The following is a 16,590-nucleotide window of genomic DNA, read 5'->3' on the forward strand; positions in this document are numbered from 1 at the left end:
CGGCCGGTCCGTGACCGGACCGTGCGGCGCGGGGGCGGTGAAGGACGACACCCCAGCCACCCGGGAGTGGGAGCCGGGCTGCGTCAGCGCCCCGCCACCCCTTCCCCGAAACCGAGAGAGGGAGCCCGATGCCTCCCACCCGAACACTGCTGCTGCCCATCGTGACGGAGGCCCTGGCCGGTCTGTACGAGCTGGACATGCCGCTGACGGTGCTCCAGCCGAACGTCCTGGCGGACCTGGAAGAGAGCCACGGCGTTGTGCACGCGCTGTCGCCGTCGCTGCTGCCGCTGGTGCGCCGACTCGGCGCCCTGGCCCCGGACGGCGGGGCGGTACCGGTACCGGGCGCGCCCGTCGGCGCCGTCCATGAGGCGTACTGGCGGGTGCGCAACGCGCTGCCCGCGGGGACGGAGGAGCTGGTCGACGGAGAGGTGGACGAACTGCCCGACGCGCTGATGCTGCTCGACCCCGCCGGCGAGCCTGCGATGCAGCTGGCGGTCATCGAGGTCGATGAAGCCGACCTCGCCCTGCTCGGCGCCTTCGCCGACGCCCTCGACCGCGCCGCCGGTCCGGACCCCGGCCCGCAGTTCGCGGCGCTGGCCAGGGCACTGCGTGAAATCGGCCGAGCGCACCCCTACGAGTGGTGGCCCCGGGGAGGCGCGGCGACCGTCGCCCTCTGGATGCGGCGGGCCCTGTCGCCGGTCCTGGTCTCTCCCTTCGAGGGCCCGGGCGGCGCCGCCACTCACGAGATGCTGTCCGCGATCCTGCGGCACGCCGGACACCGGGCGAGCGTCGAGCTGGACCAGGACGAGGAAGCGGCGGTGGGCCGTGTGGGGCTGAGGATGCTGTTCGCGGCGATCGGCGACCCGCGCGAGGCGGCGCGGACAGCCTGACCCCGGGCGCCCGCTCCGGGTCCAGGCCGCCAGGGGCCCGGGCCCGGTTGGGGCGTGGCGTCGGCGTACCGGGGAAGACGGCTTCGCCGGACAGCCCCCGACACGACGGGTCCGCCGGGGCGGGAGGGAGAATCCGGAGGGTGGACACCAACCCCCTTGACCGTTCCGTCGCCTGGGACCTGTACCTCGCCCTGGATCTGCTCGCCGCCTCGCACACGCTCGGCAACCTCCCGGCCGCACCGGATGGCCCGCCGGGTGACCTCGCCCATGCCCGCGCACGCCTCGCCGCGCACCAAGAGGTGCTGGAGATCGCCGACCCGGCTCTGCTGAGCCGGATCCAGGCAGTCCTCGACGCGTGGGACGAGCGTCCGGCCGACCGTCTCATCCAACTCCTGCCGCTGCGCGACGAACTGGCCCGCAGAGCGGGGGCCGTCCTGCCGGACACCCTGCCCCCGGTGTGACCCCCGGGGAGCGGGACATGCCCCGGCGGGCGGAGACGGCCCGGCCGTGGGCCGGTGGCGGCCGACCCGGGTGAGCGGCTCCGGGCCCGCAGGCGGCGCGCGGCTCAGTCCCGGGGCAGCCGTCCCTCCCGCCCGGCGAGGGCATGTTTCTCGGGAGCGAGGTCCCGGACGGTCGCGGTGTACAGGTAGGCGAGGTGCCGGGTCTCCCACCGGCCGCCGTCGCCGTCGCGCTCGGCGAGGAACTCGCGGGCGTCCACGGCGACCACGGCCTGGCCGCACAGCGCGCACGCGGCTCCGTTCCCGGCGGGCCGGGGCGGGCAGTACAGCCAGTGCTCGACGGGACCGTCCTCGTCCGGCTGGTGGCCCGCGCCCGCGATGAGGTCCGCGCTGCGGGCGCTCGCCGAAGCCGAGGCGAACGCCCCACCCGCTGTCGCGGCGGTGATCGGCCCGCGCCCGTATCACCGGCCCCGGAAGCGGCGCCGACCCCGAACTGATGGAGCGCCTCACCCGGCAGGTCCTCGACGCAGACCCCGTCGGTGAAGACCTCGCGCCCGCCGGGCCCGGGACGAGTCCGACGACACAGTGGCCCAGCTCCTCGCCCAGGCCCGGAACGGAGACCCCGAATGATCCCGACGCAGCACCGCACGAAGGGCCCCGGCACTCTCGGAGCCCCCGGGCCCGGCCACCGCGGGGGTGAGGCCGGGGCTGTCCGACCGGTCGTCTGGAAACGGTCCCGGGGCCGTGGCGTTCCCCCGGATTCGCCCTTGGCGGCTCCTCATGAAGGAGTTGTCGTGGCAAGACGGCGTTTCCAGTCGTTTTATGACCAGTTGCAGGTATCGGCTCTTCTGGCCCGCTCCGGCCTCTTAGCGTGCGACGCGCTTGACGCACGTTCACGACCAGGGGCGAGGGAGATGTTGTGGTGGACCGGGTGGAGCTGACGGAGGCGGACCGGCTGGAGCGGCTGCGGGCGATGTTGTCCGGGCAGCGGGCGACGGCGCGGGTCGGGAAGGCGCTGGAGTCGGGGCCGTACGGGAATGTTCTGGTGGGGGTGCTGCTGCACGGCGCCGACCGGCTGCGGCAGGGGCAGACGCCCACGGATCTTGAGCAGTTGCTGCTGGACGTCGTGAGGACGGCGTTCCCGGAGGAGGAGATCCGGCGGTGGGGCGGTGTGTACCGGGAGGCGGTCACCGCTCAGGGCCGGCTGGGGGTGGTCCCCGAGGCGATCACCGGCCTGCCGGTGGAGCAGGGCTGTACGACCGCGGACCTGCGCGCGGTTTTCGCGCAGGTCGTGGAAGAGGCCCTGGCGAGTCCGAACGTGCAGATCGCGGACCCGCACGCGGCGGCGGCCGGGGAGCCGGAGGACCCCGAGTTCCTCGCCGCGATGCGCGAGAGGGGGTTCGCGGTCACCGCGTACCGGAGCGCATCGGGGGCCGCAGCCGCCGGGACCCACGGCACCGGGCAGGAAGAGGGCGCGGCTGCCGAGGGTGATGCGGGCGCCGGAAGCCCGGCGGCGTTGCCGACGTTCCGGGTGAAGCTGGAGATGGACCACTTCTACGTGCGGCGGGCCGTGGGGGACCAGGGGGGCGGCCGGGACGAGATCTACTGGACCGCCTCCACCGGGGGCAGCGACGGCGGCAGCGGGACGTTCGAGTCGGAGGAGTTCGGCGCACTCGGGCAGGGGGACAGGCGGTATTTCTCCGCCGGGAACAAGGTCCTCTTCGACGGGCGGTCCAGCGGGTTCATCGGCACCTCGATCCAGGTCTGGGAGGCCGACCAGAGCAACGCCGAGTGGTACGAGGAGCTGCGCAAGGCACTGGTCCAGGCCGCCGCCTCTCTCGAAACGCTCATGATGATGGACGGTTTCATCGGCTTCCTGCCCACCTGGGTGGGGGTGTCCTTCGAGATCGGCAAGGTCTTCATCTTCCTCATGGAGTACCTGCGCAACTACGACGACCTCTCCTGCCAGCGCGCGATCGGGATGGACCGTCAGGACCTCGCCGTCCTCGCCCGCCGCGGCGAGGCCATCTGGACTTTCGACGGCGACGGCCACCACGACCTGAAGGTCACGTACACCGGCGACCCGATCCCCTTCCCCGCCGGCACCCTGGAGTACCAGGTGCGCACCGGTACCAGCTGGAGCGCCCCGATCCCGCTGGCCTGGCAGAGCGCCTCGCCCCCTGCCCTGGCCAGTTACAGCGGCAAGCTGTACGCCGTGTTCGTGCGCCCGGGGGACAACGCGGTGATGTGGACCCGTCTGGAGAACCAGACCTGGCGGACCCCCGAGCGGGTGGGCGGCGACGGCAGCTTCTTCGCCCCGGCCCTGACCGCCGCACACGGCAGGCTGTACTACGCGGTCACCGGCTCGGGCGACAAGCTGTGGTGGCGCACCTTCACCGAGAGCGGAGGCTGGAGTTCCATCATGCAGTTCCCGGGCTACCAGTCGGCGTACGGCCCCGCCCTGGCCACGCACCCCCACACCAACGGGGTGTTCCTCTCGTACCTCGACAGCTCCGGCAGGGAGAACGTCACCTTCCACAACGGCGCCGCCTGGGCCGGTCCCTACCGCGACAAAGAGGACTGGATGGTGAACAACGCCGCCGCACTGGCACCGCTCGGGGAACACCTCTGGCGGGTCTGCAACGGGACCGACGACAAGGTGTACTCCAGCCGCTGGGTATACGAACACGGGTGGCGCAACGTGGACACCTTCACCTGGCGCACCAGCCACTCCCCGGCACTCGCCACCCACGGCAACCTCATGTGGGTCTTCATGACCGGCCTCAACGGCGCCCTGTACGCGGCGACCTGCGACAACAGGACCTGGAGCGCCGCCTCGGTGGTCCCCGGCGCCAAGCCGATCGGCGCACCGGCCGCCGCCTCCCACGCCAGCAAGCTCTACGTCATGTACTGCCGCTGAAGCCCAGGGCAGACGGCGCTCGGCCGGCCGGGGCGGTGACGAGCTTGCGGACCGCCGCCCCGGCCGGCCCCCTGACCGCGATCAGACGCAGGCCGGCGCCGGGTCGTGTGCGGGAGTGTCCGCGGTGGTGAAGGAACGCGGGGCGGTAGTTTGGCGTTTCCGCGCCCTGCTGGTCCGCGCCCCTGACAGACGCGGAGTGGAAGGGCCCGGCCCGCGTGTCAGGACGGGTTTTTGCGTTCGGCTTCGGCGGCCGGGTAGCGGTAGGACTCCGTGCCGCTCTGGAGCAGGGTGCAGCGGAAGGTGATGCGGTCGGCGATGGCGGCGCAGAGCCGGGGATCGGCTGGCTGTTCCACTGGTCCCCGCAGCCCGTACTAGCCAGCTGTCGTGTCCTGAACACGGCGGCTCGGCGAAGGCGTCAGGGGTCCCCTGTACCACGCGATGCTCCCGCTCTCCAGGTCGCGTTTGGCGGGCCCTGCCGCGTACGACGCGACAGCGTTCCCCGACGGGCCTACTACCGGCAGGTTCGCAGGAATCACTGGCCCTCCGCTGACGACGATCACGGGCGCACCGTCCCGGTACTCGATGGACAGCGTCCCGACGTCCTCGGGCTTCACCTCGGCCGCGGAGAGGAACTGCGGCTCATCGGAAGCCGTACCCTCCACCGTCGGGGTCAGGCCAAGGCGCGCGGCCAACTCCGGCGACATCTGCTGCTTAGCCGGGCCCTTGGAATTGGGTGTGGTTTCGGACATGGCATTCTCCTCGCCTGGTCGGGATAGCAGCGGCCAGGCCAGAGCTTTTCATGACGTAGTGTTACCAAACAACTACAGCTTTCGGCCATTTGGCCGATGGCCGCACAGTTCCACCGGGATTCCTCGGCGCGGGCGCCGTGGTCCGTTGCACCAGGACAACGACCAGACTGACTACCACTCACATGATCGGTCGGACAGCGCTTAGAACTCCCCCGGCACGCGAAGGATCACCCGCCAGCGACCCGGAGCCGCTTCCTCGGCTGCCGTGGCGCTGGCGCCGCGCAGGTCGTCGTCGTAGTCGTTGTCGATGTACGCGAGCAGGCGCTGCTCGGCCTGCTCGGGGGAGTCGGCGGTGAGGACGAAGTCGGCGACTGCGACCGGCCGGGCGTCGTCGGGGCGTTCGATGCCCCGGTCGCCGAGCTTTTCGGCGTCCCACCGGTCTGCGGGGACGGCGGGGAGGCTGGTCGGGTACGTGGTGGGCACGATGCTCCTTCGTGAGGGTTGGTCAGGCGGCGAGGTCAAGGACGCCGCGGGTGGTGGTCTCGTGCCAGGCGAGCCGGTTCTTGCGGTACACGTCGAACGCGCTGCTGGACGGGCTGTGCCTGCTGTGGAGGGCGACCTTCTCGGCCGGGTGTCCGGCGTCGAGCATGGCCTGGATGCAGCCGCGGCGCATCGAGTGGCCGGTGATCCGCCGCACGGCCTGCTGCGCGGCGCGCTTCGCCGCCCGCCACGCCTTCAGGATGACGCCAGCGTCCTCGGTGGTGGGCGCTGCGGCGGCGGCCGCGTGGGCCTCCTGCTTCGCCTGGGCGGCGGCGGCCGTCTCCTCCGGGGTGGGGGTGGGGGTGAGTTCGGCGGCCCGGGCGGTGGCGGTGACGATGTCGCTCACGGTCTCGGCGGTGATGCCGCCCCGGCGCTTGGGATCGGCGGTGTGCCGTCCGGCCGCCTTCGCGCCGATGTTGCCGTGCCGGTCGACCCTGCGCAGCAGCGGCCCGGGGGTGAGCTGGCCGTCGTCGGCGAGGACGGCCAGCCACTTCTCCAGGGCGCGGATGGGGCAGAGCTCGTCGTCGCCGGGGGCGAGGATGCGGATCTCGTGTCCGCGGGCGTTCTGGTCGGCCTTGGAGCGGCGGAGCTTGATGACCAGGGCCTTCACCCGGATAGTGCCGCCGTGGGTGGCCGGGTCGGGGACCTTGACGGTAGTGATCTTGACGTCGTGGAGGTTGAGGCGGGCGGGCTCGCTGGCGCGGCCGGCCATCCACCAGTCGATGAGCAGGACGACGGCGTCCCGCTTGCCCCGGACGGTGGTGCGGTCGAGGGTGCGGAGCATCTGCCGCAGGTCGTCCGGGGTGACGCCGTCGGCCTGGAGCGGGCCCGGCTCGACGTCCGGGTCGTCGGCCTCCTCCCCCGCCCGGTGGGTGATGATCTGCTGGCAGGACTTGATCTCGGCGCCGCTGAGCGGGCTCTCTCCGATCGTGCGCAGCCCGCGCAGCGTGCCGAAGTGGGCCTCCAGGGTGGCGGCCGGGTGCCCGCGGTCGGCGAGATCGGCCAGGTGGGAGAGGACCGCGCCGGGCTCCGCGGTGTCCCAGCCGTTCTCGGCGCACCAGTCGGCGTAGCTGCCCCAGCGGCTGGAGCGGGCGTCGCGGCTGTTGCGGGGCACCGATGCGATCAGCCGGCGGGCGGCGGCCCCGGTCATCCGCATCCCGCCGGTGGTGGTGACGTCCGCGTGCGCCCGGGCACGGCGGACGGCGGTTCCGGTGGCGGCGGTGGGGACGAGCTCGCGCGGCATCATGGGCTACTGCTCCTCGCGGGTAGTGCTGCGGGGGTGGGCGGGGCGTTCCCAGGTGTGCCCGGTGCGCCGGGTTCCGGGGGCGACGGGGGTGAACCCGTGGCGCCGGGCGATGTTCTCCAGTCGGGTGCGGTCGGCGCCGAACTCGTCGGTCGGCGTGCACACCACGGTGAGGTCGCGGGCGTCGGCCTCGGCGCACACCCGGGTCAGGACCCGGGTGGCGTGGCCCTGTCCGCGGTGGCCGATCGAGACCCGCAGGAGCTGGAGTTCCAGGACGTCGCCGTCGGCGAACACTTTCAGGCCCAGCAGGGCGCCGGGCGGCATCGACCGCTTCAGCTCCCTGACCAGGGAGTCGGTCCAGCCGCCGTCCACGCCGTCGCCGGACAGGTCCTCGTCCGCCGGACCTCCGTCGGCGTCGAGCCGGCGCAGCACGGCGTCCATCTCGTCCTCGACGAGGACGCGGGGCCGTTCGGGTGCGGACGGCACGGGGACCGGCTCACGGCCGGGTCGCGGCTGAGGGGCGCTCACGCGGCACCCCGCTCAAAGGTGCTGAGCAGAGCGGCCGCGCGGGTGCAGACCTCCACGACGGCCAGGGTCCCGGCGCCGTCGGCGACCAGCACGGACCGGTCCCGGGCGGGCTCGTCCACCAGCAAGGTCAGGGCGCGCAGGTGACCGGGCGTCACCGCCGCCGGCGCCGAGCCTGGGGGCTGCGGGATCCCGTCGGTCATCTTCCGCTCCTGGTCCCCGGGTTCCACCGGATTCGTTGTCATGTTCGCGCCGTTTTCTGATTCCGGCTAAGCCAACAGTATCCGGAATCAGGACCCCGGCGCAGCCCAACGCGCCCACCCGGTCGACCCCTTCGCCACCCCGCCGGATCCGGCCGGAACACACCCCGCCCCGGAACACCCCGCCGCACAAAGGGCTCTCTGACTGCCTGAAGCCCCGTCCCGCGCCCTTCATGCCGGGAATCTTTATCAGGTCTCAGATCGCCGCACAGCAGATCCATGCAGTTCAACCCGGATTCTTACTCACATATTTAATCTCAACGTTTGTCATGTGTGAGTTGAATTGAAAAAGAATGAGCGGGTGGCTAGGGTCAGTGAAACCGCAGATCAGCGGCCGGACGGCGCGCGACTACCCCCCTCCGGGCCCGGACCGGCTCCGGAGAGGGCGCGCGGCCGGAGCCCCGGCCCGCCGGAACGGCCGGAGAACGCCGTACCGCTCCCGCCGGACCGCTAGCCTCTGCGGCAGCAACTCCGGGGAGAAGGCGTGGACGTGGCAGAAGAGCAGGCGACGACGGGCGGGGCCGACGGCCCCGACGCGTGGACGGAACGGAAGTACCGGGAAGCGGGCTACGGCGTCGCCGACGACTGCCTCTTCGAGGGGTGCACCGACCAGCGCGAACTCCCGCGGCAGGGGAAGCCCGGCCGGCCCTCAGCGTTCTGTCGTGCCCACAACAATGCGGCCGACAAACAGCGCGCCTACCGGGCCCGCGACAAACGCAAAGCGGAAGCGGAAGCCCGCGCGGCACAGGAAACCGCCGCCGAGCGCGCCCCGCTCCCCGAGCTGCTGACCCGCCGCACCCGCGAGACCGGCGTCCTCACCGCGCTCCTCCCCCGCCTCCTCGCCGCCGTGGACACCATCACCGCCGCCCAAGAGGCCGCCGCCGACACCGACACGGTCGACGCACACCTCGCCGCCGTGGAAACCGCGGCCGCCGAACGCATCCGGGACGCCGCCGCCGAACGCGACCACGCCCTCCTGGCCGCCGACACCGCCCGCCGTACGGCCGAGGCCAGCGACCGAGCAGCCATCGAGGCCGAGGCCGAGCGGCAGGCCGCCACCCTGGAGACCGCCACCGCCCTCAAGGAAGCCGCCGCCGCGGACACCGCCACCCGCGCCGCCCAGACCGCCCTCGACCAACTCGCCGCCCAGCACCAGGCCCTCCTCGGCCGCCACCAGGAACTGACCGGGGCCCACGACCAGCTCACCGACCGCCACCAGGCCCTGGAGACCGCGCACACCGGCCTCACCGCCTGGCACACCGATCTCACAGAGCGGGCCGGGCGGCTGGAGGGCGAACTGAACGCCCTGCGTCCCCAGCACGCCGCGCTCACCGAACGGCACGCCGAGCTGGAGAAGGAACTCCGTACCGCCGCCGGGGATCTGGCCACGACGACCGCGCGGGCCCAGGAGCTCGCAAGCCAGGTGGAGAAGCTGACGGCCCGGGCCGACCGGCTCGATCGGCAGCTCGCCGACGAGCGGGCCGCGCATGAGCGGCAGCTCACGGAGGTGCGGGCCGCGCACGACGAGCAGCTCGCCGAGGTGCGGGCCGAGCACCTGCGCGCTCTCGACGCCATACGGCGCGACATCGCCGATGCTGCCGGCCGCGCAGCAGGCCCCCGGGACCAGGACGACGCCCCGGAGCCCGCGGACGACGACCAGGCCAAGCCCGACGGCGCCGACGACGATGATGGTGAAGAGGAGAGCGACACCTCGGTCGTCGCTCTCGTCGATCTCGGCATCCGGCACGGGTCCGGCTGGACCCTCGTCCGCTACGGCGACCGCGGCGACACCTGGAGCGTGCTCCGCGACGCGGAACACGTCGGCACGGTCGAGCCGGAGCGCGCGATCACCGGCCGTGGCTCCTTGCTCGGGTGGTCCGCCAAGCACGGATTCTTCACCGTGCCCGTGCTGCACGGAGGCCGGCACTGGCCCAGCCGCGATGCGGCTGCCGCAGCCGTCATCGACTCCGCCGTCCGGCGCACTTCCGAGCGCACCGCCCCGCCGCCGCCCGCCGACTGGGCTGTCCTGGACGACGACGCGGCCACCCGGCTCGTTGCCGCGCTCATCCCGCTCATCACCGCCCGCCCCGAAGACGGCAGCGCCTTCGGCCGCCTGCCCGAACCGACCCGGGCCGCCGCCCTGCGCACCGCCACCCGGACGCCCCACCACGGCGACCTCCCCCTGCTCGCCGGCCTCGACCCGCGGACACTCGGCCGCAGCCGGCACGCCCGCGAACTGCACGCCGCGCTCCAGTCCCTGAGCGCCGCGCAGCCCCTTCCCCTCCCGGACCCCGTACCCGCGTCCGATGCCCCGGCTACCGGGACACCCGCTGGGGCCCCGTCAGAACCGGCCGGAACCGTCGAACTCACCGAACTGACCAGGATGCTCGGCATCCGCTGCGAGCTGGTGCCCGATCCCGATCCCGATCGCGAGGGCGGACACCTCGTCCTGGCCGACGGTGCCCCCGTCGGCACCCTTACCCCCCGCGGGAGCGCCCGGGGCCAGCGGCAGTGGACTGCCGCGCACCGGCGCCGCATCCTGCCTTCCTCCACCGGCGGCAGCCACTTCCCCGGCGTCGAGTCCGGAGCCCACGCCATCCTCACGGCCGAGCAGGAGTGGGTGCCGCTCCCGCTGCTGGACGACAGCGCGTACCAGACCATGCCGCGCGGGCCCCGCAGCGCCGCCCTCGGCGAGGTCCAGCGGCTCCTCGGCCGCCGGCGCCGCAAGGACCCCCTCGCCGGAGTGGGCCCCGCCACGTACAAGAAGGCGCTCCTGGCCGCACTCAAGGACTTCGCCCGGACAACCACCGGGCGCGTCCGCGGCGCCAGCCTCAACATCCTGCTCGACGCCGCCCCGGCCGACTTCCCCGGGACGGCCGGACCAGAGCTGTACGGGTATCTCCAGATGATCCGCGCCCACTACACGGCTGGCTCGCCCGTGTCCGGGTCGGAGCCCGCCCCGGACACCGAGGGGACCGCACCAGCCTCCGCCCCCACCGCCCAAGAACCCGCCCCCGGCGACGGGACCACTGACGCCGCCGTCGGCGCCCCGGAGGGCGGGGCCCACGATGAACACGCGTCGTACGAGGACACCGCGCCCGCCCGCGGGCCGATGTACGACCGGATCGAGGATCTCGGTGAGCACGGCGGCTCCGGCTGGGCCCTGGCCTGCAGCACCGGCCACCCCCACCTGTGGAGCCTGCTGCGCGACGGCCGGCTTGCCGGAGGTGTCCAGCGGCAGGCGGGCGGAGTGGGCACCGATGACAGCGAGCTCGGCTGGAGCGCCGACCGTAACCCGCTGCCCGTACGCCCCCGGCGCGGTGGCCGGTACTTCGACGACCGTGGTGAGGCCGCGCACGCGGTTATCCGGGCTGTGCTGCGGCACCTGCCTCAGACGCCGTCCGCGCGTCCGGGGTGGTGGACGGCCCTCGACGAGCAGCAGGCGAGCGCCATCGCCAACGCCGCAGTACCGTTCGCCACCTCGATGACCGCGCCGGTACCCGTACGGGCGGCGGCCCTCCGTCTCGCCGTCCGTGCCCCCCACGACGACGACCTCACTCTCCTGGCCGGAGCTCAGGCGGGCGACCTCGGCCCGGAGTCCGCGGAGCTTGCCACCGTGCTCGCCGCCGTCACCTGCCCTGCTTCGCAGCCCGTTCCCGCTCCGCGCACCGAACAGCCGGACCCGGACACCGTCGAGCTTGGTGAGCACGGGGGCCGTCGCTGGACCCGCCGCCCCGACCCCGACCGTGAAGAGAGCCACCTGGTCTTCGCCGACGCCATCCTCATCGGGACCGTCACCCCGCACCTTCGCAAGGGCAGGGCCACCGGCCAGTGGACCGCGACCCACCGGCGGCGGACCACCGCGCCCGGCCCCGGACGTCACCCCAGTGATGACGTGGCGGTCCGTTCGGTCATCCGAGCGGAGGCCGACTGGGCGCCGCTCCCGCCGCTGGACGACGCCGCGCACGAGCAGATCCCGGCTGACCTCCGCGCCGCGCTGTCCGGCGCCGCGGCCCGCATCGACACCACCGCAGGGCGGCTCGCCGAGATCGAGCCCCTCGGGTACCGGGAGGAACTTCACAGCGCTCTCCGCGCGGCGGCCCGGGCGGCGGACGGCATTCCCGGTGACCGGCTCGCGCTCCTTCTCGATGTCTCCCGGGAGGACCTGGGCCCAGCCGACGCCTATGCGCCGACCCGGTTGTGGACGGCCATCCAGCGGATCCGTGGCCTCTACGCCAGCCCCCAGGGCGCCATCGACGGCAGGCTCTGAGCGCCGCCGCGCTGTCGCCGTCTGCGGGCAGCGGTCCAGGCAGCCGCCCGGTCTGCTCTCCGACGCCGTGGTGATGCGCTCGCCGCCGCCGAGCGCCGTCTGGAAGAGGCGCTGCTGGCCGTACCCGGTCTGACCGAGGAACACCGGTACGAACTGGCGGCCCTGGCCGAGGAGGAAGGGGAACACCCGCTGCTCGCTGACCGGCACCTCGGCGAGCCCGTCCGGCAGGCCGTCGCAGCCCGGGCGGTGTTCCTGGACAGGGCCCGCGAGTACCTTGGGGACGACCACTGACACCGGCGTGCCCGCGGCCGCAGCCGGGCTGCACGGGCGGTCACACGATCGGGTGAGTGCCCGGTGGCGGCAGCATCGGCCGGACGCGTGGACGGCCACCGGGCAGACCCAGTCTCCCCCACGGAGGGAACCGGCCGACCCTCAGTGGTCTTCCCGTGGTCGCAACAGCACGCGAGAATGCCAAAACGCACGTTTTTGCATTCGGGTTCGCTACGCTGCGAGGACCAAGTCGGCGTGTGAGCATGGGAGGTTGGGATGGCTTCGGCATCGGGCATCGACAACGGCGCGGTGGAGACCGCCGGCCGTCTGAGGGCGGTGGTGGGCGAGCTGTCCGCCGTCTTCTACGAGCGGGAGGACGTCGTGCGGACGCTGGTGGCGACGATGCTCGCCGGGCAGCACGCTCTGCTGCTGGGCCCGCCGGGTACGGCGAAGTCGGAGCTGGCCCGGGAGCTGACGGGCCGGATCGAGGGGGCGAACCTCTGGGAGATCCTCCTGTCGAAGTTCACCGCCCCGACGAGGATGTTCGGCCCGATCGACGTCGCTGCCCTGAGCCGGGGCGAGTACCGCCAGGTGTACGACGGCCGGGCCACCACCGCGGACATCGCCTTCATCGACGAGATCTTCAAGTGCTCCATGGCCGCACTGAACGAGACCCTCGGCTTTTTGAACGAGAGGCTCTACCACCCGGAGAACGGCGGGGCCCCGATCCGGTGCCCGTTGATCAGCGCCATCACCGCCTCCAACGAGCTGCCCACCGGTGAGGACAGCGCGGCGATCTACGACCGGCTCCTGGTCCGGCTGGAGGTCGACTACCTGACCGACCCGTCGAACTTCGCCGCCCTCGTCCGCTCCGCGGTCGACCAGCCCACGGCGCCCGTGCGCACCACGGTCACCCTCACCGAACTCCAGCACGCCGTCTCGGTGGCGGTGCCGCGGGTGATCGTCTCCGACGCGATCGTGGACGCCCTGTGCACCCTGCGGGCCGCGCTGCGCCGCCGGGAGATCATCGCCTCGGACCGGCGCTGGCGGACGTCCGTACGGCTGCTCCAGGCGTCCGCGTTCCTCGACGGCCGGATGGAGGTCACCGAGCACGATCTCGCCCTGCTGACACACGTCCTGTGGGACTCCCCCGCCCAGCGGCCGTCGGTCGAGCGGGAGGTCTTGCAGATGGTGAATCCGGATGCGCGCGAAGCGCTCGACATCGCCGACGCGATCGAGGAACTGGAAGCGCAGTTGGACGCCAAGGCCGGCCAGTCCCGCGAGGCTCTGTCGGACTGGGCGATCAAGGAGGCCAACACCAAGCTCAGCCGTGCCGGCAAGCAGCTCGGGAGGCTCCGTACGGACGCGGAGACGGCCGGCCGCTCCACGGTGTCCATCGACCGCGTCATCGCCCGGCAGAAGGCCGTCCACTCCAGGCTGCTGACCGAGGCCCTCGGCGTGGACGCCTCGATGGTCCAGGCCCAGGTCTGACCGGGGACGGCGGAAGAGGGAGGACATCGTGGGCAAGACGCTCACCAAGCTCAAGGACTTGGCCGCGAGGGCCGGCCGGTGGCTGGGGCTCGCCCAGCCGTCCCCGGCCCGCGCCACCACCGCGGTCGTCTCCGACCGGTTCGACGACATGACCTGGCGCGAGATCTACGACCAGGCCCCCGCCCTCCGTGATCTGGCGGACGACCTCAACGACCGGTTCGACCACACCGGGGATCTGATCCGAGATCTTGTCCTCGCCGCGTTCAAGGCGGCACCGCGTCTGCGTGGCCGCTCGGACATGGACCCTTCCCGCCGGGTCAACCACCAGGTCGTCGAGGCGATGCTCACCAGCCCGGAGTACGAGGAACTGCATCGCGAGACCGTCGGCGACCCGTACGCCGCCGCCATGGCGGTCCTCGCCCAGGCCGAGGCCCTGCGGCGTCTGCTCGAACAGACCCGGGAAGCCCAGGAGAAAGGGCAGGAGGCCCGGGACGCCCAGCAGGACGCCGTCTCCGCCGCCCAGGCCGTGGCCGATGCGCTGGCACGGGCCGGTGAAACGGAGGACGCGAAGGGCACGGTCCCCCACGGATCCGCCGCGGCCGTGGACCAGGCGATCGAGGGGGCCGAGCAAGCGGACGAAGCGGCCCGCGGGGCCGAGCAGTCGGCCGGGCAGGCCCTCGCCGCCGTCACCCCGGCCATCCGGACGGCGATCCGCCGCGCGACTGCCCTCGCGGCCGAGGCGGCCCGGGAAGAAGACGCCCTGATGCGGGCCTGGGGCCTGGGGCCTGGCCAGTTGGAGCGGATGAGTTTCGAGGAACGGGCCCGGCTCGCCGAACGCCTGCGCACCGGGCGCCTCGCCGACTTCGTCGACATCGTCGGGCGGTTCAGGATGATGGCCGTCGGCGAACGGGCCCGGCGCGTGGAAAACGCACCCGGCGAACTCGTCGGGATCACCCTGGGCGACGACCTCTCCCGCCTCATCCCCTCCGAGCTGCCGAACCTCGCCGTCCCCGTCCTGCGCTCCGTCTTCGCCGCCCGGTACGCCGAGGCGAGCCTCATGCTCTACGACAGCCGGGGAGAACAGAACACCGGCCAGGGCGCGATCATCGCCTGCATCGACACCTCCTTCTCCATGGACATCCCCCTCGGCGCCGACGGCACCACCGGGGAGGCATGGGCCAAAGCCTGCGCCCTCGCGCTCCTGGACCAGGCCCGGCAGTCCAAACGCGACTTCGTCGGCATCCTCTTCGGTTCCGCGACCGAACTCAGTGTCCACCGCTTCCCCGCCGCCACCGTGCACCCGATCGACCGCGCCATCGACTTCGCCGAGACCTTCTTCGGCGGCGGAACCGACTTCGAGACCCCGCTCACCGCTGCCGCGGACCTCCTGGAGGAGGAGTTCAACGAGGCCGGCCGGGCCCGGGGCGACATCGTGTTCATCACCGACGGAGAGTGCGAGGTCAGCGAGGAGTGGATGCACCGCTGGAACGAGGTCAAGCGGCAGCTGGACTTCCGTACCTTCGGCATCGCCATCGGGAACGGCGCCTCGACCGGCACGGGATCGGTGCTCGACGCGCTCTGCGACAACCTCCGCAACCTCACCGAACTCGCGGACCCGCGCGCCGCAGCCGACCTCTTCCGGCTCATCTGAGCATCGGCGGCGGGACCCGCCGCCGCGCTACCGACTACCCAAACGCCCGTTTTTGCCAAGGAGCCGCAACGCATGTCCACACCACCGCCTGATACCCCGGGCCCGGAGCTCAGGACCGGCGACGCCACCTTCGACGCCTACGCCGAGGCCATGGGGAGCGACGGAGCGCCCCTTCTCGGTCACCTCGTGCTCTACAGCGTCTTCGACGGCCAGGTCACGCGGGACGACCTGGCCAGCTGGTTCGCCGAGCTCGACCTGGACGAATCCCTCCTGCCCCCTCCCCTGCGGCACACCGACGCCTACGAACGCGTCACCGGACCCAACGGCGTCAAGGTGAGCTACCCCCTGGACGATCCGAGCGCTGTCGGTCCGGCGAGCAAGTACGGCCGGCGCCGCGGTCGGAACGAGTACGTCACGACGGTCACCCTGATGGTGCGTCCCGTCCGGCGGGACGGAGGCCAGATCGTCCGCCACGTCGTACGGGAGGTCCGGGACGAAGAGAGGTCGAACCTTGAGTACGACACCCGCATCGCCATCTGCACCTTCGACCGCGACAACTCCGAAGGCAGTGCCGAAGGGGCCGGCACGCTGACGGTCGAAGAGAACCGGTCCGCCATCGCCCGTCTCCCCGAGGCTGAGCAGGCCACCGTCCGCCAGATGCTCGCCGAGGTGGCTGACTCCTTCCGCCACCGGTGCACCTACCTGACCAGCGACCGGCTGCGCTCGGTGGTCCGCCAGTACGTCGAGAACCTCAACGCCATCCGGGTCCGGTCCACCGGCGGCGTCTACTTCGTCCACCGGCAGCACGCCGAAGTGCTCGGTGCGCTCAGAGAACTCGTCGGCCGCTTCGGCCAGGGCAGCCACCTCGTCCGAGTCCCCCTCCCGGACCAGGAGGAGATGCGCGAAATGATCATCACGGCCTTCACCACCAAGGCGAAGGACGAACTGGACGACCTCGCCCGGGACATCGCCGCTGCCCAGCGGAATGGGAAGGCCGCAGAGGCGCAGAAGCTCTACCAGCGGTTCACCACCCTCCAGGCCGCGACCAATGAGCACTCCGACCTGCTCTCCACCTCCCTGGACGACACGAAGGCCGCCCTCCAGCTCGTCAAGATCCAATTGGGAGGACTTCTCGCCACGGCGACCGAGGAGGAGTAGCGGACCCCGGCGCTGCCGGGGCCGTTCTGTCGCGTACGGCCCTGCGCTGCGCTCCGGCCCGTACGGGATCTCGCCTTCCCTGCTTTTCGATTTTGGGGGTCGGGGGGCTGCGTGCAAGGTCGTTCGGTGCGTGTCCTCGCCGGCCCGCTCCTTCGTCGCTCTACC

The 16,590-nt window shown here is 72.4% G+C and carries 14 protein-coding genes; 7 read left to right on the forward strand and 7 right to left on the reverse strand.

What is annotated here, in order from left to right; translation table 11 throughout:
- Positions 1-128 precede the first annotated feature (128 nt).
- Positions 129-890, forward strand: coding sequence for a hypothetical protein (locus tag ACFVIM_RS22895; protein WP_384304247.1), 762 nt, complete (start codon positions 129-131; stop codon positions 888-890).
- Between the two features lie 140 nt (positions 891-1,030).
- A complete protein-coding gene (locus ACFVIM_RS22900; protein WP_384304249.1) occupies positions 1,031-1,351 on the forward strand; it encodes a hypothetical protein in 321 nt (106 codons plus the stop codon).
- A gap of 104 nt (positions 1,352-1,455) precedes the next feature.
- Here ACFVIM_RS22900 and ACFVIM_RS22905 read toward each other — a convergent pair whose 3' ends face one another.
- Positions 1,456-1,608: a hypothetical protein gene (locus ACFVIM_RS22905; RefSeq protein WP_384304251.1), complete on the reverse strand. Its 153-nt coding sequence runs from the start codon at positions 1,606-1,608 to the stop codon at positions 1,456-1,458.
- 659 nt (positions 1,609-2,267) lie between these two features.
- Between ACFVIM_RS22905 and ACFVIM_RS22910 the strand changes: the two genes are divergently transcribed.
- On the forward strand, positions 2,268-4,268 hold the full coding sequence (locus tag ACFVIM_RS22910; RefSeq protein WP_384304254.1) for a hypothetical protein: 2,001 nt from the start codon (positions 2,268-2,270) through the stop codon (positions 4,266-4,268).
- A 218-nt stretch (positions 4,269-4,486) separates the two neighbouring features.
- Here the strand turns inward: ACFVIM_RS22910 and ACFVIM_RS22915 are convergent, their stop codons facing one another.
- From ACFVIM_RS22915 to ACFVIM_RS22940, 6 genes are all read right to left on the reverse strand, one after another.
- The gene (locus tag ACFVIM_RS22915) at positions 4,487-4,621 is read right to left on the reverse strand and encodes a hypothetical protein (RefSeq protein WP_384304257.1); all 135 of its coding nucleotides are present in this window, start codon (positions 4,619-4,621) and stop codon (positions 4,487-4,489) included.
- An 18-nt stretch (positions 4,622-4,639) separates the two neighbouring features.
- Entirely contained in the window at positions 4,640-5,017 is a 378-nt protein-coding gene (locus tag ACFVIM_RS22920; protein WP_384304259.1) for a hypothetical protein, read from the reverse strand.
- Positions 5,018-5,218: 201 nt separating this feature from the next.
- Entirely contained in the window at positions 5,219-5,500 is a 282-nt protein-coding gene (locus ACFVIM_RS22925) for a hypothetical protein (RefSeq protein ID WP_384304262.1), read from the reverse strand.
- Between the two features lie 22 nt (positions 5,501-5,522).
- Positions 5,523-6,803, reverse strand: a complete 1,281-nt coding sequence (locus ACFVIM_RS22930; protein ID WP_384304264.1) for an integrase — start codon at positions 6,801-6,803, stop codon at positions 5,523-5,525.
- Positions 6,804-6,806: 3 nt separating this feature from the next.
- Positions 6,807-7,328, reverse strand: coding sequence for a GNAT family N-acetyltransferase (locus ACFVIM_RS22935; protein ID WP_384304266.1), 522 nt, complete (start codon positions 7,326-7,328; stop codon positions 6,807-6,809).
- Positions 7,325-7,528, reverse strand: a complete 204-nt coding sequence (locus ACFVIM_RS22940) for a hypothetical protein (RefSeq protein WP_384304268.1) — start codon at positions 7,526-7,528, stop codon at positions 7,325-7,327. Before ACFVIM_RS22940 ends, ACFVIM_RS22935 begins: the two co-directional genes overlap by 4 nt.
- A gap of 541 nt (positions 7,529-8,069) precedes the next feature.
- Here ACFVIM_RS22940 and ACFVIM_RS22945 point away from each other — a divergent pair.
- The 4 genes from ACFVIM_RS22945 (at position 8,070) to ACFVIM_RS22960 (ending at position 16,425) form a co-directional block, all read left to right on the forward strand.
- Positions 8,070-11,855: a hypothetical protein gene (locus ACFVIM_RS22945; protein ID WP_384304270.1), complete on the forward strand. Its 3,786-nt coding sequence runs from the start codon at positions 8,070-8,072 to the stop codon at positions 11,853-11,855.
- Between the two features lie 546 nt (positions 11,856-12,401).
- The gene (locus ACFVIM_RS22950; RefSeq protein ID WP_384304273.1) at positions 12,402-13,616 is read left to right on the forward strand and encodes an AAA family ATPase; all 1,215 of its coding nucleotides are present in this window, start codon (positions 12,402-12,404) and stop codon (positions 13,614-13,616) included.
- A gap of 28 nt (positions 13,617-13,644) precedes the next feature.
- Complete coding sequence (locus ACFVIM_RS22955) at positions 13,645-15,267, forward strand: VWA domain-containing protein (protein WP_384304276.1); 1,623 nt, start codon at positions 13,645-13,647, stop codon at positions 15,265-15,267.
- Positions 15,268-15,339: 72 nt separating this feature from the next.
- Positions 15,340-16,425, forward strand: a complete 1,086-nt coding sequence (locus ACFVIM_RS22960; protein WP_384304279.1) for a DUF6744 family protein — start codon at positions 15,340-15,342, stop codon at positions 16,423-16,425.
- The last annotated feature ends 165 nt before the right edge of the window (positions 16,426-16,590 follow it).

The sequence above is a fragment of the Streptomyces sp. NPDC057638 genome, from assembly GCF_042800315.1.
Lineage (GTDB): Bacteria > Actinomycetota > Actinomycetes > Streptomycetales > Streptomycetaceae > Streptomyces.

Coding starts and splice junctions, on each gene's coding strand:
- ACFVIM_RS22895 (WP_384304247.1), top strand. CDS start 129: ATGCCTCCCACCCGAACACTGCTGCTGCCCATCGTGACGGAGGCCCTG.
- ACFVIM_RS22920 (WP_384304259.1), bottom strand. CDS start 5,017: ATGTCCGAAACCACACCCAATTCCAAGGGCCCGGCTAAGCAGCAGATG.
- ACFVIM_RS22930 (WP_384304264.1), bottom strand. CDS start 6,803: ATGATGCCGCGCGAGCTCGTCCCCACCGCCGCCACCGGAACCGCCGTC.
- ACFVIM_RS22940 (WP_384304268.1), bottom strand. CDS start 7,528: ATGACCGACGGGATCCCGCAGCCCCCAGGCTCGGCGCCGGCGGCGGTG.
- ACFVIM_RS22950 (WP_384304273.1), top strand. CDS start 12,402: ATGGCTTCGGCATCGGGCATCGACAACGGCGCGGTGGAGACCGCCGGC.
- ACFVIM_RS22960 (WP_384304279.1), top strand. CDS start 15,340: ATGTCCACACCACCGCCTGATACCCCGGGCCCGGAGCTCAGGACCGGC.